This is a genomic window from Stutzerimonas stutzeri, from assembly GCF_002909485.1.
Classification (GTDB): Bacteria; Pseudomonadota; Gammaproteobacteria; order Pseudomonadales; family Pseudomonadaceae; genus Stutzerimonas; species Stutzerimonas stutzeri_AH.
Map to the genome: position 1 here is coordinate 269762 of NZ_PPXG01000005.1, position 25723 is coordinate 295484.

Here is a 25723-nt window from a genome sequence, read left to right on the forward strand (position 1 = left end):
GGCCAAGGCATGAACTCGACACTCGATAAATTCTTCGGCGGAAAGCAGGGCGGCATCGGTCTGCTGATCCTCGCGGCGCTGCTCCTGCTGGTGTTTCCGCTGCTGCTCGACAGCTTCCGCCTGAACATGGTGGGCAAGTACCTGACCTACGCCTTCGTCGCCGTTGGACTGGTGCTCTGCTGGGGCTACGGCGGCATTCTCAGCCTGGGGCAGGGGATCTTCTTCGGCCTCGGCGGCTACTGCATGGCGATGTTCCTCAAGCTCGAGGCATCCGATCCGGAAAGCACCAGGATCCAGTCCACGCCCGGCATCCCGGACTTCATGGACTGGAACCAGATCACCGAACTGCCGTTGTTCTGGCAGCCCTTCCAGAGTTTCGGCTTCACCCTGCTCGCCGTGGTCGCGGTGCCGGCGATTCTCGCGCTGATCATCGGTGTGGCGATGTTCAAGCGCCGGGTGGGTGACGTGTACTTCTCCATCGTCACCCAGGCCATCGCGGCGATCCTGACCATCCTGATCATCGGCCAGCAGGGCCTGACCGGCGGGGTGAACGGCATCACCGACCTGAAGACGCTGCTCGGCTGGGACATTCGCACTGACGAGGCGAAGACCATCCTCTACTTCGTGAACGCGGCGCTGCTCATCGGCTGCATCCTGATCGGGCGCTTCATCCTCGCCTCGAAGCTCGGGCGCCTGCTGATGGCCATGCGTGACAAGGAAGAGCGAGTGCGCTTCTCCGGTTACGACGTGGCCAGCTTCAAGATCTTCGTGTTCTGCGTGGCGGCGAGCTTCTCGGCCATCGGCGGGGCGATGTTCACCCTGCAGGTGGGCTTCATGTCGCCGAGCTTCGTCGGCATCGTGCCGTCGATCGAGATGGTCATCTTCGCCGCCGTGGGCGGGCGCATGTCGCTGCTCGGTGCGGTGTACGGCGCGCTGCTGGTCAACTACGGCAAGACGGTGTTCTCCGAGAGCTTCCCCGAACTCTGGCTGTACTTCATGGGTGGCCTGTTCATCGCTGTGGTCATGTATTTCCCCAACGGTCTGGCAGGCCTCTGGCAGAGCCATGCCCGCCCCTGGCTGGCGCGTGTGCGGCTGCCGGATCGGCGTCAGCCATCGATGAAGCCCAAGCCGCCGGCGGAGCAGCCGGGGGTGGGCGGTACGACGATCGATGCGGTTCCCGCCAAGCAACTGGAGAGCACGCCATGAGTGGATTTCAGATGCCCAAACCGGTGCTGGCCATCGAGGGCCTGACCGTTTCCTTCGATGGTTTCAAGGCTGTCGATGACCTGAACCTCTACTTGGACCGCAACGAGGTACGCGTGGTGATCGGCCCCAATGGCGCCGGCAAGACCACGGTGCTCGACCTGATCTGCGGGAAGACCCGCGCCACCGGCGGCTCGATCCAGTTCGACGGACGCGAGCTGACGAAGATGAAGGAGTTCGACATCGTTCGCGCCGGGGTGGGGCGCAAGTTCCAGAACCCGTCGATCTACGAAAACCTCAGCGTGTTCGAGAACCTGGAAATGTCCTATCCGGCCGGGCGCAAAGTGTTCGGCGCGCTGTTCTTCAAGCGCAGTGCCGAGGTCGTCGCCCGGGTGGAGGAGATCGCGGCGGAAATCGGCCTCACCGGGCAGCTGTACAGCGAGGCGGGCCTGCTCTCCCACGGCCAGAAACAATGGCTGGAGATCGGCATGCTGCTGATGCAGGACCCGGAGTTGCTGATGCTCGACGAGCCGGTGGCCGGCATGAGCGTCAGCGAGCGGGCACAGACCGCCGAGCTGCTCAAACGCATCAGCCAGGGCCGCTCGGTGCTGGTGATCGAGCACGACATGGAGTTCGTCAAGAGCATCGCCCACAAGGTCACCGTACTGCATCAGGGCAAGGTGCTGGCCGAGGGCAGCATGGAAGCGGTGCAGAGCAATCCCAAGGTCATCGAGGTTTATCTGGGGCATTGAGGCGGTGCGGGCCCTGGCACGCGTGGATAACGCTTCGCGGTTATCCACCCTACGCCGACGGCTGGTCCGCGCACCGTAGGGTGGACATCGCCGCAGGCATGTCCACGCGTGTCGCACCCAACAGATACAAAAAGGAGTTCAGCATGTTCCAGATCAGCAGCCTCGCCTCGGGCTACGGCCAGAGTCAGATCCTTCACGACCTCAATCTCAAGGTCGAAAAACAGGAAATCGTCGCGGTCATGGGCCGCAACGGCATGGGCAAGACCACACTGTTCAAGACGCTGATGGGCATCGTCCCGCAGACCGCAGGCAGCGTGCAGGTGGACGGGCAGGAAGTCGCCGGGCTGGAGACCCATCAGCGGGTCGCCAGCGGTGTGGCCTACGTGCCCCAGGGGCGGATGATATTCCCCAGCATGACGGTGCTGGAGAACATCCAGACCGGTCTGCCTGCAGCCGCTAGCGGCAAGGTGCCGGATGATCTCTACGCGCTGTTCCCGGTGCTGCACGACATGCGCAAACGCAAGGGTGGCAACCTGTCCGGCGGCCAGCAACAGCAGCTGGCAATCGCCCGGGCACTGGCGACCAATCCCAAGGTGCTGCTGCTGGACGAGCCGACCGAGGGCATCCAGCCGTCGATCATCAAGGACATCGCGCGCACGCTGAAGGAGATCCGCTCGCTTCGCGATCTCACCATCGTGGTTTCCGAGCAGGTGCTGTCGTTCACCATGGAAATCGCCGACCGCTTTCTGGTCATCGAGAAGGGCCGCTTCGTGCTGGAGGAAAGCGCGGCCAATGCCGACGAGGCGACCATCAGCCGTTACCTCTCGGTGTAAGCGCGCTAGTTCGTGGGGCGCCCCTGGGCGCGAACCGTGCAGGCTGGTTCGCGCGCCAAGGGCCTTTCACGGAGCGATGGGGCGACGCAATTCTTCTCTTTTTCCTGATCCTCAGGCCGGTGTGCATCTCCCTGCACGCCGGCCTTCACCTGCCTGCCCGAAAGACCTGCAAGCCTCGCATTTGCTGGCTCCGCGCATACGTCATCCAACGTATTTCGGAAAAGCTGGCGACGGAAAAGACTAGCCCCGTGTTCAGCGCAACGCTGATGTCCTTCCAACGCAAAGGAGCTTCGTCATGACCGATACTCTGATCAAGGTCGACTTGAATCAGCCTGCCACCGAGAACGAGCAGATCCACAACCGCTGGCATCCGGACATTCCGATGGCTTGCTGGGTCAAGCCGGGTGACGACTTCATTCTCGAGACCTACGACTGGACCGCTGGCGCGATCAAGAACGACGATGATGCATCCGACGTGCGCGACGTCGACCTGACCACCGTGCACTACCTGTCCGGCCCGGTCGGGGTCGAGGGCGCCGAGCCGGGCGACCTGCTGGTGGTGGACCTGCTCGACATCGGTGCCAAGCAGGACTCGCTGTGGGGCTTCAATGGCTTCTTCTCGCAGCAGAACGGCGGCGGCTTCCTGACCGACCACTTCCCTCACGCGCAGAAATCCATCTGGGATTTCCAGGGCCTGTTCACCAGCTCCAGGCACATCCCGGGCGTGCGTTTCGCCGGGCAGATCCATCCCGGCCTGATCGGCTGCCTGCCGGACCACAAAATGCTGGCGACCTGGAACGAGCGCGAGCAGGGCCTGATCGACACCAATCCCAACCGCGTCCCGCCGCTGGCCAATCCGACATTCGCCGCTACCGCACACATGGGCAAGCTCACCGGCGAGGCGCGTGACAAGGCCGCGGCCCAGGGCGCGCGTACCGTGCCGCCCCGCGAGCATGGCGGCAACTGCGACATCAAGGACCTTTCGCGCGGCTCGAAGATCTTCTTCCCGGTCTATGTCGATGGCGCCGGGCTCTCGGTCGGCGACCTGCACTTCAGTCAGGGTGACGGCGAGATCACCTTCTGCGGCGCCATCGAGATGGCCGGCTGGGTGCACATGAAGGTCGAGCTGATCAAGGGCGGCATGGCCAAGTACGGCATCAAGAACCCGATCTTCAAGCCCAGCCCCATCGTGCCGACCTACAAGGACTACCTGATCTTCGAAGGCATCTCGGTCGACGAGAGCGGCCAGCAGCACTATCTGGACGTCAACATCGCCTACAAGCAGGCCTGTCTGAACGCCATCAACTACCTGACCAAGTTCGGCTACTCGCCGGCGCAGGGTTACTCGCTGCTCGGTTCGGCGCCAGTGCAGGGCCATATCAGCGGTGTGGTTGACATCCCCAATGCCTGCGCAACGCTTTGGCTGCCGACCGAGATCTTCGAGTTCGACATCCACCCGAACGCGTCGGGGCCGACCCGGTTCCTCGACGGCAGCATCGACCTGCCGATCGCCTACGACAAATGAGTTCGTTCATCCGGGCGGGGCAGGTGCTCTGGACGGCGGCCTGGCCCGCCCGGATGGAGGGACACGGAGGATGATGCGATGCCAATCTATGAATACGACTGCGACGCCTGCGGTGATTTCACCGCGCTGCGCCCGATGAGCGTGCGTAGCGAACCCTGTGATTGCCCGGCCTGCGGCACACCCAGCCCGCGGGTGATTCGCACCTCTCCAGGGTTGGCAACCATGGCCGGCAGCACCCGGGCGGCGCACGAGACCAATGAGCGCGCCAGCCACGCGCCCAAGACAGTCGCCGAGTACGCCGCCAGCAAGCACCACCCGGCTGGCTGCAGCTGCTGCGGCCCGACCAAGCCGGTGGTGCCGACCAAGGCCAATCCCCATGCCCTCAAGGCCAACCCATCGAATCGCCCGTGGATGATCAGCCACTGAGGCGTCACTTACCCCGTGGAGGGCCTCGGCTGCAGCGCCGGAGCAATGCGGCAAAAGCCGCTCCCACGAAGCACTGACTCGATAATCAAGGGGAGGCACCCATGCGTCACGGTGATATTTCCAGCAGTCCCGATACCGTCGGCGTAGCCGTCGTCAACTACAAGATGCCGCGCCTGCACACCCGCGCCGAGGTGCTCGACAACGCGCGCAAGATCGCCGAGATGATCAAGGGTATGAAGCTCGGCCTGCCGGGCATGGACCTGGTGGTGTTCCCCGAGTACAGCACCATGGGGATCATGTACGACCCCGGCGAGATGGTGGACACCGCCACCACCATTCCCGGCGAGGAAACCGCGATCTTCTCTGCTGCCTGTCGCGAGGCACGGACCTGGGGCATCTTCTCGCTCACTGGCGAGCGCAACGAAGACCCGGGCAAGGCGCCTTACAACACGCTGGTGCTGATCGACGATCAAGGCGAGATCGTGCAGAAGTACCGCAAGTGTATCCCCTGGTGCCCGATCGAGGGCTGGTATCCGGGTGACCGCACCTACGTCAGCGATGGCCCCAAGGGCATGAAGATCAGCCTGATCATTTGCGACGACGGCAACTATCCCGAGATCTGGCGCGACTGTGCGATGAAGGGCGCCGAACTGATCGTGCGCTGCCAGGGCTATATGTACCCGGCCAAGGAGCAGCAGGTGCTGATGTCCAAGACCATGGCTTGGGCCAACAACTGCTACGTAGCGGTGGCCAACGCCGCTGGCTTCGACGGCGTCTACAGTTACTTTGGCCACTCGGCGATCATCGGCTTCGACGGCCGCACCCTGGGCGAGTGCGGCGAGGAGGAAATGGGTATTCAGTACGCCCAGCTGTCCATCTCGCAGATCCGCGACGCCCGGGCCAACGACCAGTCGCAGAACCACCTGTTCAAGCTGCTGCACCGCGGCTACACCGGCGTCTACAACTCCGGTGACGGCGACAAGGGCGTGGCCGACTGTCCGTTCGAGTTCTACCGCACCTGGGTGCTGGATGCGCAGAAGGCGCAGGAAAACGTAGAGGCCATGACCCGCACCACTGTCGGCGTCGCCGACTGCCCCGTGTACGAGCTGCCGCACACGGGGCGGGAGCGGACGCTGGGTTGAGGGGCGCACGTTCAATACTCTGCACCGGGGCCCATGCCGTTCGTGAATGAACTGATCGATCACAACCGTACCCAGATCGCGCAAGCCGGTGATCGGGCGAGCCACGGGCCGATGCGGACGTCACGCTTCCTGTTCGAGGTCGAGACCGTCATGGCACTGCTGCGCAGCCGCATCATCGGCCAGGACCCTGTGCTGGACGAGATCGAAGCCATGCTTCGCGTGATCAAGGCCGGGATCAGCGATCCCGAACGGCCGTTGACCGTCAATCTGTTCCTCGGCCCGACCGGGGTCGGCAAGACGGAGATCGTGCGCCTACTGGCCCAGGCCATTCATGGCAAGCCGGATGCGTTCTGCCGCATCGACATGAATACCCTGGCGCAGGAGCATTATGCTGCCGCGCTCACAGGGGCTCCCCCCGGTTACGTAGGCAGCAAGGAAGGCACGACGTTGTTCGATGCCGAGGCCATCGCCGGTAGTTTCAGTCGGCCCGGTATCGTGCTGTTCGACGAACTGGAGAAGGCCAGCCGGGAAGTCGTACGCAGCCTGCTAAACGTGCTGGATAGTGGAAGACTGACGCTCGCTGCCGGCAGCCGAACCCTGGATTTCCGCAACGCGCTGGTGTTCATGACCAGCAATATCGGCTCACGGCAGGCTGCACGGTGGGAGCGCTGGCCGATACCGCCCATGGGCCGTGCCGCCTTGCGAAGCCGCAGCTTCGGGCAAGCGCTGCATCGGCAGTTCGATCCGGAGTTCCTCAATCGCCTCGACCGCACGCTGCAGTTCGAGAGCATCCAGGGCGACCGGCTGCTGGCGGTGCTTGATGTCGAGCTGGGCAAGCTGGCACAGCGCCTGGCCCGGCAGGGCGTACAGCTGCAAGTCGATGACGCCGTAAAACGCGCCATCTGCCGCGGTCACGACTCGCGCTTCGGCGCGCGCGACCTCAGTCGGAGAGTGCGCGCGCGCCTCGAGCCAGCATTGGCGGAAGCCCTGCTGCGCGATCCCGTCGGGAGGGGATGGCGAGCGGTGCTGCACGAAGGCTCGATCCGCGTAGAGCCGCTCGCGAGCGACTAGCAGCGAACTCTCCAGCAGAGCGGTCGTCCCATTTTCTAGACCGCACATTCACCGACTGGGGAAAATACCAATGGCCATGCTGGACACCCGCGGCATCGGGGCCTTCACCTTGTTAAAGCGCACCGTCAAGGAATTTGGCGACGACGACATGTCGACCTATGCCTCGGCGCTGGCGTATCGCGCCTTGTTTGCAATGTTTCCGTTCATGGTGTTTTTGATTGCCCTGCTGGGATTTCTCGACCTGCAGGAGTTCTTCGATTGGTTGCGCTTGCAGGCCGAGCTGGCACTGCCTCCGATGGCCATGGAGCAGATTAATCCGGTGATTGAGCAACTGCAGGAGCAACAGGCCGGGTTGTTGTCCTTCGGTATTCTGGTGGCATTGTGGACCGCATCCATCGGTTTCCGCTCGCTGATGATCGCCATGAACAAGGCCTACGATGTCGAGGAGGGGCGACCGAGCTGGAAGCTGATCCTGCTGTCGCTGGGCTACACCGTGGGCGTGGCAATATTGCTGCTGTTCACCGCCGGACTGATGATTATCGGTCCGCAGGCCATGGAGTGGCTGGCGGGGCAAGTCGGCATGCGTGATGTGGTAGTGGTGCTTTGGACCTGGCTGCGTTGGCCGGTGATTGTGCTGATGCTGATGCTGGTCGTGGCGCTGCTGTATTACGTCACGCCGGACGTGGAGCAGGACTTCCGCTTTATCACACCCGGTTCGGTGATGGCCGTGCTGGTGTGGATCATGGCCTCGATCGGCTTTGGTATCTACGTGCAGAACTTTGCGGATTACAACGCAACCTACGGCAGCATCGGGGCCATTATCGTGCTGTTGCTCTATCTCTATATTTCCGCTGCCGTGTTGCTGTTTGGTGCCGAGCTCAACGCGGTCATCGAGCATGCTTCGGTGGAAGGCAAGGACGAGGGCGACAAGCAGCTCGACCGCTGAGGCGCCGTCTAGCGCTCTGCGGCGAACAACCCTTGTACGTAACGGTCATCTATTTCATTACAGAATTATTCCGCAAGGATGCGGAGCAGGCCGCCATTGGGCGGCGTGGCCGGCGGTAGACCGGGTTCTGCAACGGAACGGACCGGAGAAGTACCTTGCATATCGCGGATGTGACCATGTTTTACGCGCCCGCTAGTGGTGGCGTGCGCACGTACCTCGAGGCCAAGCATCGCAGGTTGCAGCTCTATTCGGGCGTGCGCCATAGCATTCTGGTACCGGGCGATGACTACCACCATAACGATGGCATCTATCAGGTGCCGGCGCCCATTCTGCCGTTCGGCAAGGGCTATCGCTTTCCGATCAGACGTGCGCCATGGCGCAACCTGTTGCGGTCTTTGCGACCTGATCTTATCGAGGTGGGTGACCCTTACATGACGGCCTGGGCGGCGCTGGACGCCGGGCGTCGACTGAATATTCCGGTGATTGGTTTCTATCATTCCGATCTGCCGCTGTTGGTCAGCAACCGCATCGGCGGCTGGCTGGGGCCCAATTTCAACGGGTACGTCTCGCGGCTGTACGGCAGCTTCGACCGGGTGCTTGCGCCCAGCGAAGTGATGGCTGACAAGCTGATTCACCTAGGCGTCAAGAATGTATTCGTACAGCAGTTGGGGGTCGATCTGGATACCTTCTGCCCCGAGCGTCGTGATCCGAACCTGCGCCGCGAACTGGGATTGGCCGACGACACCCGGTTGATGATGTTTGCCGGCCGCGGTTCGCGGGAGAAAAACCTGCATATCTTGCTAGAAACCGCGCGCCAGCTTGGCAAGCCGTACCACCTGTTGCTGGTGGGTTCGAGCATGCCGCAGCGCGTGCCGGACAACGTCACGGTGATCGACCGCTTCTGTTCCGCCAGCGAGGTGGCGCGCTATATGGCTAGCTGTGACGTGCTGCTACACGCCGGCAATCAGGAAACCTTTGGCCTGGTGGTTCTGGAGGCTATGGCGTCGGGCATTCCAGTGGTGGCTGCGCGGGCCGGAGCGCTGCCGGAGCTCGTGCCTTTCTACAGTGGGCGACTGTGTCGACCGCTCGACTCCAGGGCAATGGCGCATACCGTGCGCGAGTTGTTCGAAGACGATCCGCGACTGCTCGGGCAACAGGCCCGTCAGCATGTCGAGGCGCACCATGCCTGGGATGCCGTAGTGGCCGGGCTGCTTGCCCACTACCATGCAGTGCTGGGCACTGCAGATCTGCCGGTGGCCGTACATGGGTGAGGCTGCTCTGACGCTGGTGCTGCACGATGTAGCCGCGGAAACCTGGCCCGATTACCAGCCCTTCGTCGAGGCGGTGGACGCCATCGGTGGTGTGCCGATCACTTGGTTGGTAGTTCCGGATTTTCACCAACGCAATCCGCTGGAGCAGCAGCCGGACTTCCGTCGTGTGCTGGACGAGCGCGTGCAGCGCGGCGACGAGCTGGTGTTGCATGGTTGCTACCACGCCGATCTTGAGTCCGCGCCGAAGACGCCGAAGGACTGGTTCATGCGCCGGGTCTATACCCATGAGGGTGAATTCTATGGCCTTGATGAACAGTCCGCCGACGAGCGCCTGGAACGAGGAATGGATCTGTTCAGGCGCCATCGCTGGCCGCTGCATGGATTCGTCGCACCCGCCTGGCTGATGAGCGAGGGCACCCGCCGAGCACTGGCCCGCAGCGGATTGGTCTACACCAGCGATCCAGGTCATCTTTATCTGCTGCCCGATTTCTCCGCAATCACCGCTCCCGGGCTTGTCTGGAGTGCTCGCAGCCCTTGGCGGCGTGGGGTGTCCTGGCTGGTCAGTGAACGCCAGCTGCGCCAGAGTCGCAGCGCGCCATTGCTGCGCCTGGGTTTGCATCCGGTGGATATGCGCCATGAATTCTCCCGTCGTTACTGGTTCGATGTGCTCGAGCGCTTGTTGGAGGACGGGAGGCGACCGATGACCAAGATCGATTGGCTGCGCCAGTACCGGTCGATGAGCGCAGTGGCATGAACCGTCGTTGGTGGATTTTGGGCGGCGCGTTGCTCGGCGCGGCCATGGTGCCGCTGTTGCTTGGCGGTACCGGCCTGTTCGAGCGGCTACGAAATTTTCCAGGCAGCTTGCTGGCGATCATGCTCGGCATGGTGATCGTCGGCTGGAATCTCAATGCGCTGCGCTTGCGCTTGCTTCTGGGGTGCTGGCAACTGGGCCAGCGCCGCGCATTCGGCATCGTAGTTGCGACCGAGTTTGCCATTTGCGCCACACCCGGCGGCGCCGGCGGTCCGCTGACGCTTATGGCACTGTTGATGCGCCAGGGCGTGGCGCCGGCCAAGAGTACGGCGACCTACGCGGTCGAGCAGTTGAGTGATTTGCTGTTTTTCGCCTGCGCATTGGTCGGCGTGCTGTTCTATGCACTGACTCATAAGTTGAATGCGCATATCGCCAGCCTGCTGGGTTTCAGCGTAGCGCTACTGATCGGTGTGATGGTGCTGCTGGCGCTGCTGGGGCGCTTTCATCGGCGAGTTTTCTTGCTCAACGGTTGGCTGGTCAGTCGGCTGGGTATGAAGGAATCGCGCAAGCGCCGTTGGGCCCGCAAGGTGTTGGGGTTCCGCAATGCGCTGATCGATTGTTTTCGCTTGCCACGTCGCGTCTTGTTGGCGGTGTTTGGCCTGACCACGCTGCACTGGCTGCTGCGTTTCAGTGTGCTTTACCTGACCCTGCAGGGGCTGGGTAGCGAACTCGCCTGGGCGTGGACCTTCCTCGTGCAACTGCTCGCATTGACTGCCGGCCAGCTCAGCCTGTTGCCGGGTGGGGCGGGTAGTGCAGAGTTGGCCTCGGCGGCGCTGCTGACGCCGATGGTGGGCAAGTCGACAACCGCGGCGGCGATTCTGATCTGGCGCTTCGTGACCTATTACTTTTATCTCATCGTAGGTGCGCCGGTATTTCTGCACTTGGCCGGGCGCCCGCTGCTGCGCCGATTGATGCCGTCGCGTCATGCCTGAGTCGCTCTGGCCCGATGGCCGGGGGAAACTATCGCTTCGTTTGGGCGGTCAACCCTATGTCACCCAATGAATAAGCTAGGAGTCCGCCATGAGCAGTACCGAAGACAAGATCAAGGGCAACACTAACGAAGCCGTTGGCAAGATTAAGCAAGGCGTAGGCGAAGCGACTGATAACGAGCGCATGAAAGGCGAAGGCCAGCGCCAGGAGATCAAGGGCGAAGCCCAGCAGGTCAAGGGTGATGTGAAAGACACCCTGAAAAAAGGCATCGACAAGGCCTGACCTGTCGCTGCTTAGGCAGCCACACATGAAAATGCCCGCATCGCTGCGGGCATTTTTTTGTCCTGATACGCTTGGTATCAGCGCTCCAGGTGCTGCAGTTTATCCTTCACGCCATCCCACTCTTCGGCATCCGCCAGCGCATCTTTCTTCTCGGTGATGTTCGGCCAGACTTCCGCCAGGTCGGCATTGAGCTCGATGAACTCCTGCTGATCCTCCGGTACCTCGTCTTCGGAGAAGATTGCCTGGGCCGGGCATTCGGGCTCGCACAGGGCACAGTCGATGCACTCGTCCGGATGGATCACCAGAAAGTTCGGGCCTTCGTAGAAGCAGTCCACCGGGCAGACTTCCACGCAATCGGTGTATTTGCACTTGATGCAGTTGTCGGTGACGACGAAGGTCATGTCTTGCTATCTCCTCAGGCGTGTCAGGTAGGCGTTACGGTGACGCCCCTGTGAGTAGGCGGCACAGGCAAATGCCGCTTATCAAAAAAATGCGCGCGATTCTAGCAGCTTTCGCGGCGTATCAAATGCGTGATTTCAAGCTGTATAGCAGTTCCAGCGCCTGGCGCGGCGTTACATCATCGGGATTGATCCGTCCCAATTCCTCGAGCACCGGGTGTGGCAGGCTGGCGAACAGGTCGCTCTGCATCGGTGGCGCTGGCTGGCCGGGCGCTATTCTCGGCGCTTCATGGGCCAGGCTGGTGGTTTCCAGGCGCGACAGATGGTCGCGTGCACGCTGGATGACTTCGCCCGGCACGCCGGCCAGCTGTGCCACCGCCAGTCCGTAGCTCTGGCTCGCCGGTCCCGGTAGCACGTGATGCAGAAAGACGATGCGCTCGTTGTGCTCGGTGGCCGAGAGATGCACGTTGGCCACCACCGGCTCGCTTTCAGGCAGCACGGTCAATTCGAAGTAGTGGGTGGCGAACAGGGTAAACGCGCGCAGCTTGGCTAGGTGCTCGGCGGCTGCCCAGGCCAGTGAAAGACCATCGAAGGTACTGGTGCCACGGCCCACTTCGTCCATCAACACCAGGCTGCGATCACTGGCATTGTGCAGGATGTTGGCGGTTTCGCTCATTTCCACCATGAAGGTGGAGCGGCCACCGGCCAGATCGTCCGAGGAGCCGATGCGGGTAAATATCCGGTCTACCAGCGACAGCTCGCACGCTGCCGCAGGAACGAAGCTACCAATCTGTGCCAGCAGCACGATCAGCGCGGTCTGGCGCATATAGGTCGACTTACCACCCATGTTCGGCCCGGTGATGACCAACATGCGGGTTGCATCGTCGAGGCCCAGGTCGTTGGCGACGAAGGGCGTCTCCAGTACCTGCTCGACCACCGGATGGCGGCCCTGCTCGATGCGCATGCACGGCTGATCGACGAAGCGCGGACGATTGAGGTCGAGGTTCAGCGCTCGCTCGGCGAGGTTGCTCAGGACGTCCAGCTCGGCCAGCGCGCCGGCGCTTTCCTGCAGCGGCGCCAGGTGGCCAATGAGCATTTCCAGCAGCTCGTCGTAGAGCAGCTTCTCGCGGGCCAGGGCGCGGCTCTTGGCCGACAGTGCCTTGTCTTCGAACTCCTTGAGCTCGGGCGTGATGAAGCGCTCGGCGCCCTTGAGCGTCTGTCGGCGGATGTAATCAGCCGGAGCGGATTCGGCCTGTTTGCTCGGCAGTTCGATGAAATAGCCATGCACACGGTTATAGCCGACCTTGAGGTTGGCCAGGCCGGTACGGGCCTTCTCGCGGGTTTCCAGATCCATCAGGTACTGGCCGGCGTTCTCCGAAAGGGACTGAAGTTCGTCCAGCTCGGCGTCGTAGCCGGTCTTGAGCACACCACCGTCGCGGATCACCGCTGGCGGGTTGTCGATGATGGCGCGGGCCAGCAGCTCGGCCAGCTCCGGATAGGTGCTGATGCTCTTCGCCAGCTCGAGCAGATGCGGTGCCACCAGGTCCTGCATGCCGGTTTGCAGCTGCGGCAGCGCGGCGAGGGCGTCGCGCAGGCGCGCCAGATCACGCGGGCGGGCGTTGCGCAGGCCGATGCGGGCGAGGATGCGCTCCAGATCGCCGATATCCTTGAGTTGCGGCTGCAGCTGCTCGAAGCGGTAATGCTCCAGCAGACAGGTGATCGAGTCCTGGCGCGCTTCGAGAATCTCGCGGTTGCGCAGCGGGCGGTTCAGCCAGCGGGTCAAGAGGCGCGAGCCCATGGCGGTCTGGCAGCGGTCCATGACCGACTGCAGGGTGTTGTCACGACCGCCGGAAAGGTTGACGTCCAGCTCCAGGTTGCGGCGGGTGGCGCCATCGAGAATCACCGTGTCGTCGAGCCGCTCGTGGCGCAGGCTGCGCAGATGGGGCAGGGCGGTGCGCTGGGTTTCCTTGGCATAGCTCAGCAGGCAACCGGCGGCGCCGATGGCCAAGGTCAGGTTCTCGCAACCGAAGCCCTTGAGATCCTGGGTGGTGAACTGCTGGCATAGGCTCTTGAATGCCGAGTCGCGATCAAAATCCCAGGGCGCGCGCCGGCGCACGCCACGCCGTTTCTCCAGCGGAAGACCTTGCGGCCAGTCGTCTGGGATCAAGAGTTCAGCCGGGCTCAGGCGCTCCAACTCGGCGAGCAGGGTTTCCCAGCCCTTGAGTTCCTGCACGCTGAAGCGGCCGCTGGCGATGTCCAGCACCGACAGACCGAACAGGCGCTCATCGCCGACTACTGCGGCCAGCAGGTTGTCGCGGCGCTCGTCGAGTAGCGCCTCGTCGCTCACCGTGCCGGGCGTGATGATGCGCACCACTTGGCGTTCCACCGGCCCTTTGCTGGTGGCCGGGTCGCCGATCTGTTCGCAGATCACCACCGACTCGCCGAGCTTCACCAGTCGCGCCAGGTAACCTTCGGCGGAATGGAAGGGAATGCCCGCCATTGGAATCGCGGTGCCGGCCGACTGACCGCGCGCGGTGAGGGTGATGTCCAGCAGCGCGGCGGCCTTCTTGGCGTCGTCGTAGAACAGCTCGTAGAAGTCGCCCATGCGATAGAACATCAGCTGGTCTGGATGCTCGCGCTTGAGCCTCCAGTATTGCTGCATCATCGGGGTGTGTGCGGAAAGGTCGGCGTTAGGCTTGGTCATCGGCTTGCGGTGCGGCTCGTTGATGGGCGAAAGAACCCCAGGGGTGCGGTCAGGAAACGGCGTTTCGGGGCCGTCTGACGAATAGAGGGTTCCCGCTGAAAGCCGGCAAGGTTAACACGGGGTCGTAGCGATCAGCAGGTCGCACGATGCGTCGTACGCATGGAATGAGCCCAGTGTCATCTGTCGCCCCAGCCGAGGAATGCGTTGACAAGCGAACCGCTGCTGTCGATAACTCTGGCCTGTCGACAGGCTGCCGGTACGCCAAGAGCGTAACTTGCGTTCTACCTCCCGATTCCTCCGATCAATCAAGTGCCCAGGGCCATTCGGCAACTGTTGCGGTAGCTTGCCTGATCATCGTTCTTGCCTCGTCACCGTTCGGTCTGTTCCGCCAGTCGCCGATGGTCAGCGAGCCGTGTGTTTCCCCTCTCGCGTCAGTTCCCTGCAGTAACTCTGGCGACTTCCCCTTTCTGGCCAAAGTGAGCAGAAGACATGTCCCGACTACTCGGACTCGATGCCCTGCGTGGCGTGGCGGCATTGTGTGTCGCCTATTCCCATCTGATCGCAAAAATGAAGCGCGACGGCCATTTCGACGAAATGACCAGTCACCTATTTCTTATCAGCAAGGAGGTATTGGATGTTGGCAAGACCAGCGTGTTGGTGCTGTTTGCGCTGAGCGGCTACTTCGTCGTGGCGGCACTTCACAAGAGCCGCCATCGCTACGAGCGGCCTATCGCGGCCTTCGTCTATCAGCGCTTCTTCAGACTGTTTCCCCTATATTGGTTGTCACTGTTTCTTGGGGTGATGTTCCCTTGGGACGATCCGTCTAAGGTATTTGCTCCGCTCGTCATCGCTATCAACGCGACGATGCTGCAAGGCTTCGTGCTTGTCGAAAACGTGATTGGGCTTTACTGGACGCTGCAGATCGAGCTCACTTTCTACATTGTCTGCATTGCAATGTTTGCGCTGCGGCTAGGCGGCTCGGCCAAACGCGATCTGCTCTTTCTACTCGCCCAGTACGTTTTTACCCTGCTGCTCGCCTTCGTGCGCTACAAGCTGGAGATGAAGTTGCCCGTGGCCCTGCCATTGATGCTGAGCGTTTGTTTTCTCGGCGCGCTGTGGAAAACCACGGACAACGGCCGTGCAGCCGATACAGGGCATTACGCGCGCATCGCGGTAGGGCTGTTCTATTTGTTCCTGCTGCCAATCTGCTTACTTGCCTACTCGCGCGACACGGGTTTCGGCGAAACGTGGTACCGCTACTTCGTTAGCTACGCGGTAGGCGTTGCCGTCTTCATTGCCGCGACGCGTACTAGCGCCAAGGGGTTGGGCTGGATCGCACCGCTTGGCGGGATCGGCTACATCGTCTTCCTGTCTCATCCGTCGGTATTCGCGATTGCCGAGCGCCTTGGTTTCGGCGCTGGCGATGTGGATATTTCGGGCCCGCTGTATATCGTGGCCATGCTGATTCTGCTGACGCTGTTCGGGTTCTTCGTGAAGCGAACCCTTGCAGACCCCATCCAGCGCTATGGCGACGCCGTGGTCGCTCGTCACGGGCGGCGCGTTAGCGATCGCGGCGTTCTGCCGGTTCGCCAGGATGCCTGAAGGGGCTGGTGCCGCTCGGCCAGTCATGATCGAGGCCGGCTGAACTCGACGAGCTGCTGGTGTAGGGTATTGGCCACCTTCTTTCAGATCGTGCGGGGCACTGATGAATCTCACTGAACTGGCGGCGCAGTTAGGCGACGGGCTACAAAAGCTGGGTGCTCAGGTCAGCACTGCCGAATCCTGTACCGGTGGCGGGATTGCCGAGGCCATCACGCGAGTAGCCGGCAGTTCGTCCTGGTTCGAGGCGGGTTACATCACCTATTCCAACGTGCAGAAGACCCGCCAGCTTGGGGTGCCTGCCGAGTTGTTCGAACAGGTTGGCGCGGTCAGCTCGGAAGTCGTCCAGGCCATGGCCCGCGGTGCGCAGCGCAACAGTGAAGCGCGCTTTGCGGTAGCCGTCAGCGGAGTGGCCGGTCCCGCTGGCGGTACGGCTGAGAAGCCGGTGGGCACGGTCTGGATCGCCTGGGCCGATGGCGCTCAGGTATATGCGCGGCGTCACTTGTTCAGCGGTGATCGGCAGGCCGTGCGCGAGCAGACGGTAGCGGCGGCGCTGCAAGGGCTGATCGCACTGACCGCAGGAGAAAAACCAGTTCGGGGCTAGGCGAGCAAATTTGGCTATGTTCTAATACTGGCTACTTATACAGTTGTTGTGGCCTCCGGCCCTCTTGATCAAGTGAGGATTTGATGGACGAGAACAAGAAGCGCGCCTTGGCTGCAGCCCTGGGCCAGATCGAAAAGCAGTTCGGCAAGGGTGCAGTGATGCGCATGGGCGATCACGATCGCCAAGCTATGCCGGCCATTTCCACCGGGTCTCTGGGCCTGGACATCGCGCTTGGTATAGGCGGTTTGCCGAAGGGTCGTATCGTCGAGATCTACGGTCCGGAATCGTCCGGTAAGACCACGCTCACGCTCTCGGTGATCGCCGAAGCTCAGAAGTTGGGTGCCACCTGCGCCTTCGTCGACGCCGAGCACGCGCTGGACCCGGATTACGCTGGCAAGCTGGGCGTCAATGTCGATGATCTACTGGTTTCGCAGCCGGATACCGGTGAGCAAGCGCTGGAAATCACCGACATGCTGGTGCGTTCCAATGCGGTTGACGTGATCATTGTCGACTCCGTCGCGGCTCTGGTGCCCAAGGCTGAGATCGAAGGCGAGATGGGCGATACGCACGTCGGCCTGCAAGCGCGCCTGATGTCCCAGGCACTGCGCAAGATCACCGGTAACATCAAGAATGCCAATTGCCTGGTCATTTTCATCAACCAGATCCGCATGAAGATCGGTGTGATGTTCGGCAGCCCTGAAACCACCACCGGTGGTAATGCGCTCAAGTTCTACGCGTCGGTTCGTCTGGACATCCGCCGTACTGGCGCGGTTAAGGAAGGCGACGAAGTCGTCGGCAGCGAAACCCGCGTCAAGGTGGTGAAGAACAAGGTGGCCCCGCCCTTCCGTCAGGCCGAATTCCAGATCCTCTATGGCAAAGGTATCTATCGCAATGGCGAGGTCATCGATCTCGGCGTGCAGCAGGGGCTGGTCGAGAAGTCGGGTGCCTGGTATGCCTACAAGGGCAACAAGATCGGTCAGGGCAAGGCAAATGCCGCCAAATATCTGGAAGACAATCCGGAAATCGGCCGCGAGATCGAGCAGCAGATTCGTGACAAGTTGCTCATGGCCGCCGGTGGTAGCAAGGCGAACGTGGTCAGCGAAGAGCTGGTTGACGCTGACCTCTGATCCATATGGTTGCCGTGCTCGATAATCCCGTCGCGGTGCGGCGGGCAGCCATGGATCTGTTGGCTCGACGCGAACATGGTCGCGTCGAGCTGACTCGCAAGTTGCGTCAGCGTGGCGCTCCGCCTGACCTAATCGAACCTGCTCTGGATCGCCTCTGCGAACAGGGCCTTTTGTCCGAATCGCGCTATCTCGAAAGCTATGTCAGAAGCCGCGCTAACGCGGGCTATGGTCCCTTGCGTATCCGTGAAGAACTTGCCCAACGCGGGTTGCCTAGAGCGGATATCGAGCAGGCGCTGCGCGACAGTGGGTTCGACTGGACAGAGCAATTGCGTGATCTCTGGCAGCGCAAATTTGCCGGCCAACTGCCCGCAGATGCTCGGGAACGGGCGAAGCAGGGGCGTTTTCTCAGTTATCGGGGTTACTCACTGGAATTGATCAGCCGGTTGTTACGCAGCGGCGGCTCAGACGACTGAAGTCATACATGTCGCGTCGTTTCCGTCGGCGCAAAATAACACCGGCCTGTGCATATGCAACGGCCGTCATTTGATCAGGACATCAATCCTCACTTGCCAACGGTCTTGCCCAGTTCGCCGCCTCATTGACATAGTCGGTGAGCTCCCTCAGGCGACCGTGGTCACGACCATTGAACACGAAGCTCAGTCGTGGAAGGCGCTGTAACTCAGGTTCATCGAGCTCCGACTCGCAGCAGCTTTGCTGCTCGAATACTCCTTTCAGACAGAGGTCGGTGAACTCCGCGTTCAGATACTCCATCGCTTGCCCATTCAGCGCATGGTTCATGCGCAGGACGAAACGATCCTTTAGCCAACGGCTGGAGTGGAAATTGCGATAGAAGTTGGCAATCTCCTTAGCGGCCTCATCGGCGTTATCCACCAGGCGCATCAGACGCATGTCGCTGGGCAGGATGTAGCGGTTCTCCTCCAGCTGGCCACGCATGAATTGCAGCGCGTCTTTCCAGTAGCTGCCACCGGGTTCGTCGAGCAGAACAACCGGAACCAGCGGACTCTTCCCTGTCTGGATCAAGGTCAATACTTCCAGCGCTTCGTCCAGGGTGCCGAAGCCGCCGGGGCATAACACCAACGCATCCGCTTCTTTGATGAAGAACAGTTTGCGGACGAAGAAGAAGTGGAACGACAGCAGGTTGTCAGTACCCCCGACGGTCGGGTTGGGGTGCTGCTCGAAGGGGAGCGTGATGTTCAATCCCAGGCTGTTGTCGCGTCCCGCTCCTTCATGAGCAGCCGCCATGATTCCGCCACCGGCGCCGGTGATGACCATGAAGTTGTAGTGTGCAAGCGTGGCGCCGAGTTCGCGGGCCAGGGCATACAGCGGGTGTTCGATCGGCGTGCGAGCTGAGCCGAACACGGTGACCTTGCGGCGCCGCTTGAACTGGTCGAGGCGGCTGAAGGCATGCTCCATTTCACGCATGGTCTGTAGCAGGATCTTCGCGTCCCAGCGGCTGCGGTCGGCCTGGGCCATACGCAGAACGGTTACCAACATCTCGCGGTAAAGCGGCAGATTAGGGCTGGTCTCGGGGACGACCATGGCGGCAAGCTCGTCGATCTTGCTTTCCAGCTCGGCGCCGCTGGTTTTGAAGTGCCGCGACAGGTAGTCATCCGAATCAAAGGACATACAACATCTCCATGTATGGGCGTCGCGTTCAGGCTATAGGCTGAGGCCAGTGCGCTCAAGCCGGATCAAGGACGAGGGTGACGGCCGAAGCCCTGAAGGGCTTCGGTTGTGCACATTCACAGGGCGATTCGATCACCCGCCTCGGGTATATGGGCTTCCCAGTTGAGGCGGTCGCGCAGCGCTTGTTGCAGCACTCGCATCTTTTCAACCTCACCGTGAACCAGGTAAAGCTCGGGGCGATTTTCGAAGTTGCTCACCCAGTCGATCAACTGGGATTGTCCGGCGTGCGCGGAGAAGCCGCCCAGAGTATGCACCTTTGCATTCACGGCAATACGCTGGTGCAGCAGCTTGACGCTGTCGGCGCCGTCGACGATGGCGCGGCCAAGTGTGCCGCGGGCCTGGAAGCCGGGGATTACCAGGTGGCACTCCTCGCGCCAGAGGTTGTGCTTGAAGTGGTGCAGAATTCGTCCGCCAGTGCACATACCACTGCCGGCGATGATGATCACGCCGCTTTTGAAACGGTTGATCGCCATTGATTCTTCAGGTGTCGGCGTGGATTTGAGGATCGGCAGCCAGCGTTCGGCATACAGCTTACCGCTGGTCGCGCTCAGTGCCGGATCGATGCCGTCGAGATCCAGTTGGTCTTTGTAGTGCGAATAGACGGCGTTGGCGCGGATGGCCATCGGGCTGTCGAGGAACACCGCCTGTTGCGGGAGACGGCCCTCACGATAGAAGCGTCCGAGGTAGTAGATCAGGTCTTGGGTACGTCCGACGGCGAAGGACGGCATCAGCACGTTTCCGCCATCGCGGTGCGCCTGCTGCAAGATGCCAGCGAGCTCCTCGATGGTGTCCTCGTGGCTGCGATGATCGCGGTCCCCGTAGGTGGATTCCATGAGCACTACGTCGGCCTCTTTGAGTACCGCCGGCGGGTGCATCAACGGTGAGCAGTCGTTGCCCAGGTCACCCGAGAAAACCACGCGGCGGGTTCTGCCATGGTCGTGCACGTCCAGCTGTACGATGGACGAGCCGAGGATGTGGCCTGCGTCGTGGAAGCTCACGGCCACACCCGGAGCTACGTCGAATGTCTCACCATAGGGGTGAGGGGCTCGCTGGCTCAGCATGCGTTCGGCGTCGACGCGCGTATAGAGTGGCTGGATCATCGGTTTGCCGATACGCGCGCGCCACTTGTTCTCCCATTCAGCATCCTTTTCCTGGATGTTCGCCGAGTCCAGCAGCATGAGTTCGAGCAGCTCGGCGGTCGCTTCGGTGCAGTGCACCTTGCCGCGGTAGCCCTGCGCGACCAGGCGCGGCAGCAGGCCGCTGTGGTCGATATGTGCATGGGACAAAACCACCGCGTCCAGCGTTTTTGGATCAAAAGGGAATGTGCCGCGGTTTCCGCTTTCCTCCTCTCGGCGACCCTGATGCATGCCGCATTCAAGCAGAACCCTTACGCCATCATGGGTCTCAATCAGGTAGCAAGATCCTGTTACCTGCTGAATGGCGCCGAGAAAACTGAGCAAAGCCATATTGCCTTCCTGTCTGTACGATGATGTCTACATTGCCTGCTCGGCTGTCACGACGTCTTGATACATATCAGAGATAGCAACCCGAGCCCTGCCTAGACTACCGCACAACCCGCTTACCTACGGAGTGATCCCATGAGTCAGCTATTGCCCAGCCTTGTCGAGCTGGATCAACACGCGCAAGCCGAACCGGAATTTGCCACCTGGCGTGGTGGTTTCGGGCCATTCGAGCATGCGCTGGAGACCCAGGCGGCGGTGTTCCGTCTGGCCCATCAGCTGGTACAAGCAGGTCATCAGCCGGATCTGGCGAGTGTGTACCGACTGCTGCAAGCGGTCGACCGCGTTGCCAGCGCCGGCCTCTGGCTGGTCGTTCACATGACCTATGCGCGGCAGGTGCATTTGGATGGTGCTCCGCTGGCGGCGGACGACTTCAAGCGCAATCCTGAAGGGCATACCGGTGGGGCGCTGAACATGGTGCCGGCCTATGCGGGTTACCTGGCCCTCAATGCCTTGACTGGCCGCACTCGTGCCTGGTTGATGGGGCAGGGCCACTGTGTGGCCGCCGTCGACGCGCTCAATCTGCTGACTGGCAATCTGCACCCGGAGCAGGCGCAGGCTTACGGCGGCGGCGAGGCGGGCATGAATCGCCTGTTACAGGACTTCTATGGCTACCAACAGGCCGCCGATGGCAGCCCGCTTGCGCCACTGGGCAGCCACGTCAACCCGCACACCGCCGGTGGCATCGCCGAGGGCGGCTATCTGGGTTTCGCCGAGCTGCAATATGCACATATGCCGCTGCCGGGCGAAACGCTGGTGGCGTTTCTTTCCGATGGCGCTGCCGAGGAGCAGCGCGGCAGCGACTGGGTACCGCGCTGGTGGCGTGCCGAAGATTGCGGTGTAGCGCTTCCGGTGATGATCGCCAACGGGCGACGTATCGAACAGCGCACCGCGCTCGGGACAGAGCAGGGGCTTGAGGACTTCCGTCAACATTTGAGTCAGTGCGGTTTCGATCCGATGCCGTTCGATGGCCGCGATCCCGCTGCTTTCGTCACTACGCTGTGGGAGATGGAACTGCGTCTTGAGCGCCGAGTGGAGGAAAAGGCGCGCGGCATTCTCAACTACCCGCTGCCGATGCCCTACGGCATTGCCGAGACGGTCAAGGGCTTCGGCTTCTATGGGGCAGGCAGCAACGCTGCGCATAACCTGCCGCTGCCCGGAAATCCGAGCCTGGATGAAGAGTCGCGCAACCTGTTCAACGAGCATGCGTTGCGTCTGTTCGTGCCGCAGCAGGAGCTGGATGCCTCGCTGGAACTGTTCGCGCGCAGCCGTCAAGGACGACTGCTTGAACGGGATAATCCGCTGGCGTTGCGCCGACCGCCAGCACCGGCCATGCCGAAGTTGAATTATCGCGACGACGTCTGCTCGCCGATGGCTGCGGTCGATCGTTTCTTTGTCGAGCTGACCGAGGCCAATCCCTCGCTGCGGCCGCGGGTGGGCAACCCGGATGAACTGGCCAGCAACCGGCTGGGCGGCGTACTCAAGGCGCTCAAGCATCGCGTGATCGAGCCGGAAAGCGAACTGGAGGCGGTGGATGGCGCCATCATCACTGCGCTTAACGAGGAGGCCGTTGTGTCCGCCTGTCTCGCCAATCAGGGCGGGTTGAATCTGGTGGCCAGCTACGAGGCCTTCTGCGTGAAGATGCTTGGCGTGGTACGCCAGAGCATCATTTTCTCCCGCCAGCAGAAAGAAATTGGTAGACCGGCCGGCTGGCTCGGCTGGCCGCTGATCGCCACATCGCACACCTGGGAGAACGGCAAGAACCAGCAGTCCCATCAGGACACTACGTTCTGCGAGGCGCTGCTCGGTGAGATGAACGATATGGTTCGGGTGTTATTCCCGGCCGACCACAACAGCACCTTGGCACTGTTGCCATCGATCTATCAGGCGCGTGGCGAACTTGCTTGCCTGGTCATGCCCAAACGAGATCGGCCATGCTATTTCGATCGGGCCCAAGCTGAGCAGTTGGCACGGGACGGCGCCATCGTGGTCGAGGAGCAGCCGGGCAATGAGCCATTGCTGTTGATCGCCAACGGTAGTTATCAGCTGGGTGAGATGCTCCGTGCTGCCAAGCGGCTCAAGGAGGCCGAGTGCGCCTATCGGCTGGTTTATCTCCAGGAGCCGGGCCGTTTCCGCGGGCCGCGCGATCACTGGGAAGTCGAAGCGCGCGCCAGTGAAGGCGTCGCCGAGAGGTTGTTCCCGGATTCGATGGATATGCGCGTGTTGCTCACGCACATGCGTCCCGAGGTGGCTCGCGGCCATCTCTGGCCAATCCTGCCGGACGCCCGCAAATGTTCGGCGCTCGGCTATCGCAACCGTGGAGGTACGCTGGATGAGTTCGGTATGCAGTTTGCCAATCGCGCTAGCTGGGCCAACGTGCTTGCGGCCTGCGCTCGCTTGCGCAATGTGCCGCGTACGGCCTTGCTGACTCGGGACGAAGCGGCTGCGGTGGCGGGTAAGGGTGATCCGCAGATACTGCGAGCTAACGATTAAGAGATAAGCCCGGCGGGAGTCCGGATAGCCGTCCGCTCCCGCCCGCTTGTTTGCCTACAGACCGCAGTCAGAAGCCTTGTAGCGCTCGCTGGCAATAGGCTTGTTGCTCTGATATTCGCTGAAGTCGTAACGCAGTACGGCGCCTTGGCTCATCAGCTTGCGTAGACCTTCATTGCCGCAAACACTGACGGTGAGCTGGCTGCGTACGTCGCCGGGGTTGTCGCGCATCTGTGCCGCATGGCGGGGCTGCACGCTGAGGTGGTTGACCAGCTGGTTGTTCTCAACGGTATAGCCCTGGTCAAGGATGTCTTCGTTGATCGCACGGGGCGTCCCGACACTGCTTTCACGAGCGACCTGATCGAGCAGTTGGCCCAGCTGCTGCTCTTGTAGCGAGGCGGCGTGGGCTACGGGTAAGGCAAGGCTCAAAGCGAGCAGGGTAGTCAGACGATACATGGCGGTCTCCTTATGGCTGCGCTTGTTCGACCGGCAGCCTGGGGCACGGTTCATTTGCCAGGGCTTCGCCGTACTCAGGCGTGCGCTGGTAGACTGCCGCGCTTCGTCGTCATCCTCGAGTCGATCCATGCCCCACGCGGTAGCCCGTCTGCGCAATGAGCGCCTGGCGAAAAGCCTGAAACCCTTCGTCGCCCGTGGCTCCCGTGCCCCTCGGTGCGTGCGCTGTAGGGTGCCGTTCAGTCACTGCCTTTGTCCGTGGCAACCAAAGGTGGACAGCGAGTGTGGCGTTTGCCTGTTGATGCACGATATCGAACCGTTGAAGCCGAGCAACACCGGGTGGCTGATTGCCGATGTGATACCGCGTACCTTCGCCTTCACTTGGCAGCGCACTGGCGTCGATCCGCGCCTGCTGGCGCTACTGGCCGATCCGCAGTGGCAGCCGATGGTGATATTTCCTGGCGAATATGCCGCGCCGCAGCGGGTGACTGAGCAAGTCGAGCGACAGCCTGGCAAGCGCCCGCTGTTCATTTTGCTTGATGCGACATGGACCGAGGCGCGCAAGATGTTTCGCAAAAGCCCCTACCTGGATGGCTTGCCGGTGCTGAGCCTACAGCCCGAAGCGCTTTCCCGTTATCGACTGCGTCGTTCTACCCGTAGCGATCACCTGTGTACCGCCGAAGTCGCTGCGTTGTGTCTGGAGCTGGCCGGGGACTCGGTTGCAGCGAGTACGTTGGATGTCTGGCTCGACGTGTTCACCGAGCATTATCTGGGTGCCAAGTACCATCGCCAGCCGGATCTGTGCAACGCTGCGCACCTGGCACTGCAGGCGCAACCCGCTTCCTGAGCCGTTAGCGCCTCAGGCCTTGGCTGGGGCGCCGCCGACCAGCAGTTCTGGTTTGCGAGGCCACAATTGTGCGGCCAGCATGCCGATAAACATCAGCACGCAGCCCATATAGCCGCGCACAGATAAGCTTTCATCAAGAAACAGCGCACCAGCGATGGCCGCGAATACCGCCTCCAGCGATAGAATGATCGCCGCGTGGGAAGCAATCGCATGCTTTTGCGCAACAACCTGCAGCGTATAGCCGACCGCAACCGCGAACATCCCGCCATAGATAAGCGCGGGGCCGGCGAGCCAGATACTTGCTGGATTGATCTCTTCGAATATTACAGCCAGCACCAGGCTGACTACCGCACAGGTCGCGAACTGCAAAAAAGCCAGTCGAATGGCGTCATGCCGACTGACGAAGAAGCTGACCAGCAACACGTGAACACCCCAGACGAATGCCCCGGCCAGCTGAATCCAGTCGCCGGATGCCACGGTGAAGTCTTCGCCTATGCTAAGCAGCGCCATGCCGGCAACGGCGAGTAAAGCGCCGACCCAGGTCCCAGGCCCGGTTTTTTGACCAATGATCAACCCCAGTAGCGGAACCACGATCACATAGAGGCCGGTAATGAAACCGGAGTTGGTAACGCTGGTGAATAGCAGGCCGACTTGCTGAAGATTGATACCCAAAGTCAGTGCGAGTCCCATGCCCAGGCCGCCTAGCAAAAGGCCGCGTTGCAGGAATGGTTCGTGGCGAGCTTTGGTGCGGCCCTGATAGACCACCAATGGCAGCAGGGCCATCGCGCCAAGCGCGAAGCGCAGGCCGGTGAAAAGAAACGGACCGGTATTATCCATGCCAATGCGCTGCGCGACGAAGGCTGTGCCCCAGATCATCGCGGTGATCAACATCAGAAAGTCGGCGCGGAGGGCTTGGCTACGCATGTTTCGGCTCGTTCGGGAAAAGTCGCAAACTTTGCAACAAAGCGTCGTGCTTGACCACTTATTCATCGGTGGGCATGCTTGCGCCGCTTGATTTGTTGTGGCGGGCGACCGATATTCGGTCTGGCCCGCCGAAATTTCCACATCGGACCATCCCTAAG

General features: G+C 61.7%; 24 protein-coding genes. 18 read left to right on the plus strand and 6 right to left on the minus strand.

Annotation, left to right across the window (positions count from 1 at the left end):
* Nucleotides 1-9 precede the first annotated feature (9 nt).
* From urtC to CXK91_RS14020, 12 genes are all read left to right on the plus strand, one after another.
* Nucleotides 10-1206: an urea ABC transporter permease subunit UrtC gene (urtC, locus tag CXK91_RS13965; RefSeq protein WP_103456727.1), complete on the plus strand. Its 1197-nt coding sequence runs from the start codon at nt 10-12 to the stop codon at nt 1204-1206.
* Complete coding sequence (gene urtD, locus CXK91_RS13970) at nt 1203-1955, plus strand: urea ABC transporter ATP-binding protein UrtD (RefSeq protein ID WP_102825234.1); 753 nt, start codon at nt 1203-1205, stop codon at nt 1953-1955. The genes urtC and urtD overlap by 4 nt, the downstream gene beginning before the upstream one ends.
* A 143-nt stretch (nt 1956-2098) precedes the next feature.
* Nucleotides 2099-2788: an urea ABC transporter ATP-binding subunit UrtE gene (gene urtE, locus CXK91_RS13975; RefSeq protein ID WP_103456728.1), complete on the plus strand. Its 690-nt coding sequence runs from the start codon at nt 2099-2101 to the stop codon at nt 2786-2788.
* A gap of 295 nt (nt 2789-3083) precedes the next feature.
* The gene (fmdA, locus tag CXK91_RS13980) at nt 3084-4313 is read left to right on the plus strand and encodes a formamidase (protein WP_103456729.1); all 1230 of its coding nucleotides are present in this window, start codon (nt 3084-3086) and stop codon (nt 4311-4313) included.
* Nucleotides 4314-4391: 78 nt separating this feature from the next.
* A complete protein-coding gene (locus tag CXK91_RS13985; protein ID WP_103456730.1) occupies nt 4392-4739 on the plus strand; it encodes an FmdB family zinc ribbon protein in 348 nt (115 codons plus the stop codon).
* 101 nt (nt 4740-4840) lie between these two features.
* On the plus strand, nt 4841-5881 hold the full coding sequence (locus tag CXK91_RS13990; protein ID WP_103456731.1) for an aliphatic amidase: 1041 nt from the start codon (nt 4841-4843) through the stop codon (nt 5879-5881).
* A gap of 33 nt (nt 5882-5914) precedes the next feature.
* Nucleotides 5915-6952, plus strand: a complete 1038-nt coding sequence (locus CXK91_RS13995; RefSeq protein ID WP_103456732.1) for an AAA family ATPase — start codon at nt 5915-5917, stop codon at nt 6950-6952.
* 70 nt (nt 6953-7022) lie between these two features.
* On the plus strand, nt 7023-7898 hold the full coding sequence (locus tag CXK91_RS14000) for a YihY/virulence factor BrkB family protein (protein ID WP_103456733.1): 876 nt from the start codon (nt 7023-7025) through the stop codon (nt 7896-7898).
* Between the two features lie 155 nt (nt 7899-8053).
* A complete protein-coding gene (locus tag CXK91_RS14005; RefSeq protein WP_103456734.1) occupies nt 8054-9169 on the plus strand; it encodes a glycosyltransferase family 4 protein in 1116 nt (371 codons plus the stop codon).
* Nucleotides 9162-9923 (plus strand): DUF2334 domain-containing protein, encoded by a 762-nt coding sequence (locus CXK91_RS14010; RefSeq protein ID WP_103456735.1) that lies wholly within the window; start codon nt 9162-9164, stop codon nt 9921-9923. The genes CXK91_RS14005 and CXK91_RS14010 overlap by 8 nt, the downstream gene beginning before the upstream one ends.
* Nucleotides 9920-10912: a lysylphosphatidylglycerol synthase transmembrane domain-containing protein gene (locus tag CXK91_RS14015; protein ID WP_103456736.1), complete on the plus strand. Its 993-nt coding sequence runs from the start codon at nt 9920-9922 to the stop codon at nt 10910-10912. The genes CXK91_RS14010 and CXK91_RS14015 overlap by 4 nt, the downstream gene beginning before the upstream one ends.
* A gap of 88 nt (nt 10913-11000) precedes the next feature.
* On the plus strand, nt 11001-11192 hold the full coding sequence (locus tag CXK91_RS14020) for a CsbD family protein (RefSeq protein ID WP_003285706.1): 192 nt from the start codon (nt 11001-11003) through the stop codon (nt 11190-11192).
* A gap of 77 nt (nt 11193-11269) precedes the next feature.
* On the opposite strand, the gene fdxA is transcribed toward CXK91_RS14020, so the two are convergent.
* Together fdxA and mutS are read right to left on the minus strand one after the other, a co-directional pair.
* Nucleotides 11270-11593, minus strand: coding sequence for a ferredoxin FdxA (gene fdxA / locus CXK91_RS14025; RefSeq protein ID WP_037053831.1), 324 nt, complete (start codon nt 11591-11593; stop codon nt 11270-11272).
* 121 nt (nt 11594-11714) lie between these two features.
* Nucleotides 11715-14294 (minus strand): DNA mismatch repair protein MutS, encoded by a 2580-nt coding sequence (gene mutS / locus CXK91_RS14030; RefSeq protein WP_103456737.1) that lies wholly within the window; start codon nt 14292-14294, stop codon nt 11715-11717.
* A gap of 489 nt (nt 14295-14783) precedes the next feature.
* Between mutS and CXK91_RS14035 the strand changes: the two genes are divergently transcribed.
* From CXK91_RS14035 to recX, 4 genes are all read left to right on the plus strand, one after another.
* Nucleotides 14784-15896: an acyltransferase family protein gene (locus CXK91_RS14035; protein ID WP_103456738.1), complete on the plus strand. Its 1113-nt coding sequence runs from the start codon at nt 14784-14786 to the stop codon at nt 15894-15896.
* A 103-nt stretch (nt 15897-15999) separates the two neighbouring features.
* Nucleotides 16000-16497, plus strand: coding sequence for a CinA family protein (locus CXK91_RS14040; RefSeq protein WP_103456739.1), 498 nt, complete (start codon nt 16000-16002; stop codon nt 16495-16497).
* Between the two features lie 83 nt (nt 16498-16580).
* Complete coding sequence (gene recA, locus CXK91_RS14045) at nt 16581-17624, plus strand: recombinase RecA (protein ID WP_103456740.1); 1044 nt, start codon at nt 16581-16583, stop codon at nt 17622-17624.
* Nucleotides 17625-17629: 5 nt separating this feature from the next.
* The gene (gene recX / locus CXK91_RS14050) at nt 17630-18097 is read left to right on the plus strand and encodes a recombination regulator RecX (protein WP_103456741.1); all 468 of its coding nucleotides are present in this window, start codon (nt 17630-17632) and stop codon (nt 18095-18097) included.
* 82 nt (nt 18098-18179) lie between these two features.
* Here the strand turns inward: recX and CXK91_RS14055 are convergent, their stop codons facing one another.
* The gene (locus tag CXK91_RS14055) at nt 18180-19271 is read right to left on the minus strand and encodes a TIGR00730 family Rossman fold protein (protein WP_103456742.1); all 1092 of its coding nucleotides are present in this window, start codon (nt 19269-19271) and stop codon (nt 18180-18182) included.
* 116 nt (nt 19272-19387) lie between these two features.
* Nucleotides 19388-20797, minus strand: a complete 1410-nt coding sequence (locus CXK91_RS14060; RefSeq protein ID WP_103456743.1) for an MBL fold metallo-hydrolase RNA specificity domain-containing protein — start codon at nt 20795-20797, stop codon at nt 19388-19390.
* Nucleotides 20798-20929: 132 nt separating this feature from the next.
* Here CXK91_RS14060 and CXK91_RS14065 point away from each other — a divergent pair, with 132 nt between their 5' ends.
* Complete coding sequence (locus tag CXK91_RS14065; RefSeq protein WP_103456744.1) at nt 20930-23344, plus strand: xylulose 5-phosphate 3-epimerase; 2415 nt, start codon at nt 20930-20932, stop codon at nt 23342-23344.
* A gap of 54 nt (nt 23345-23398) precedes the next feature.
* On the opposite strand, the gene CXK91_RS14070 is transcribed toward CXK91_RS14065, so the two are convergent.
* On the minus strand, nt 23399-23797 hold the full coding sequence (locus tag CXK91_RS14070; RefSeq protein ID WP_103456904.1) for a PA3611 family quorum-sensing-regulated virulence factor: 399 nt from the start codon (nt 23795-23797) through the stop codon (nt 23399-23401).
* A 127-nt stretch (nt 23798-23924) separates the two neighbouring features.
* Here CXK91_RS14070 and CXK91_RS14075 point away from each other — a divergent pair, with 127 nt between their 5' ends.
* Nucleotides 23925-24641, plus strand: coding sequence for a tRNA-uridine aminocarboxypropyltransferase (locus CXK91_RS14075; RefSeq protein WP_103456745.1), 717 nt, complete (start codon nt 23925-23927; stop codon nt 24639-24641).
* Between the two features lie 12 nt (nt 24642-24653).
* On the opposite strand, the gene CXK91_RS14080 is transcribed toward CXK91_RS14075, so the two are convergent.
* Nucleotides 24654-25565, minus strand: coding sequence for a DMT family transporter (locus CXK91_RS14080; protein WP_103456746.1), 912 nt, complete (start codon nt 25563-25565; stop codon nt 24654-24656).
* Between the last annotated feature and the right edge of the window lie 158 nt (nt 25566-25723).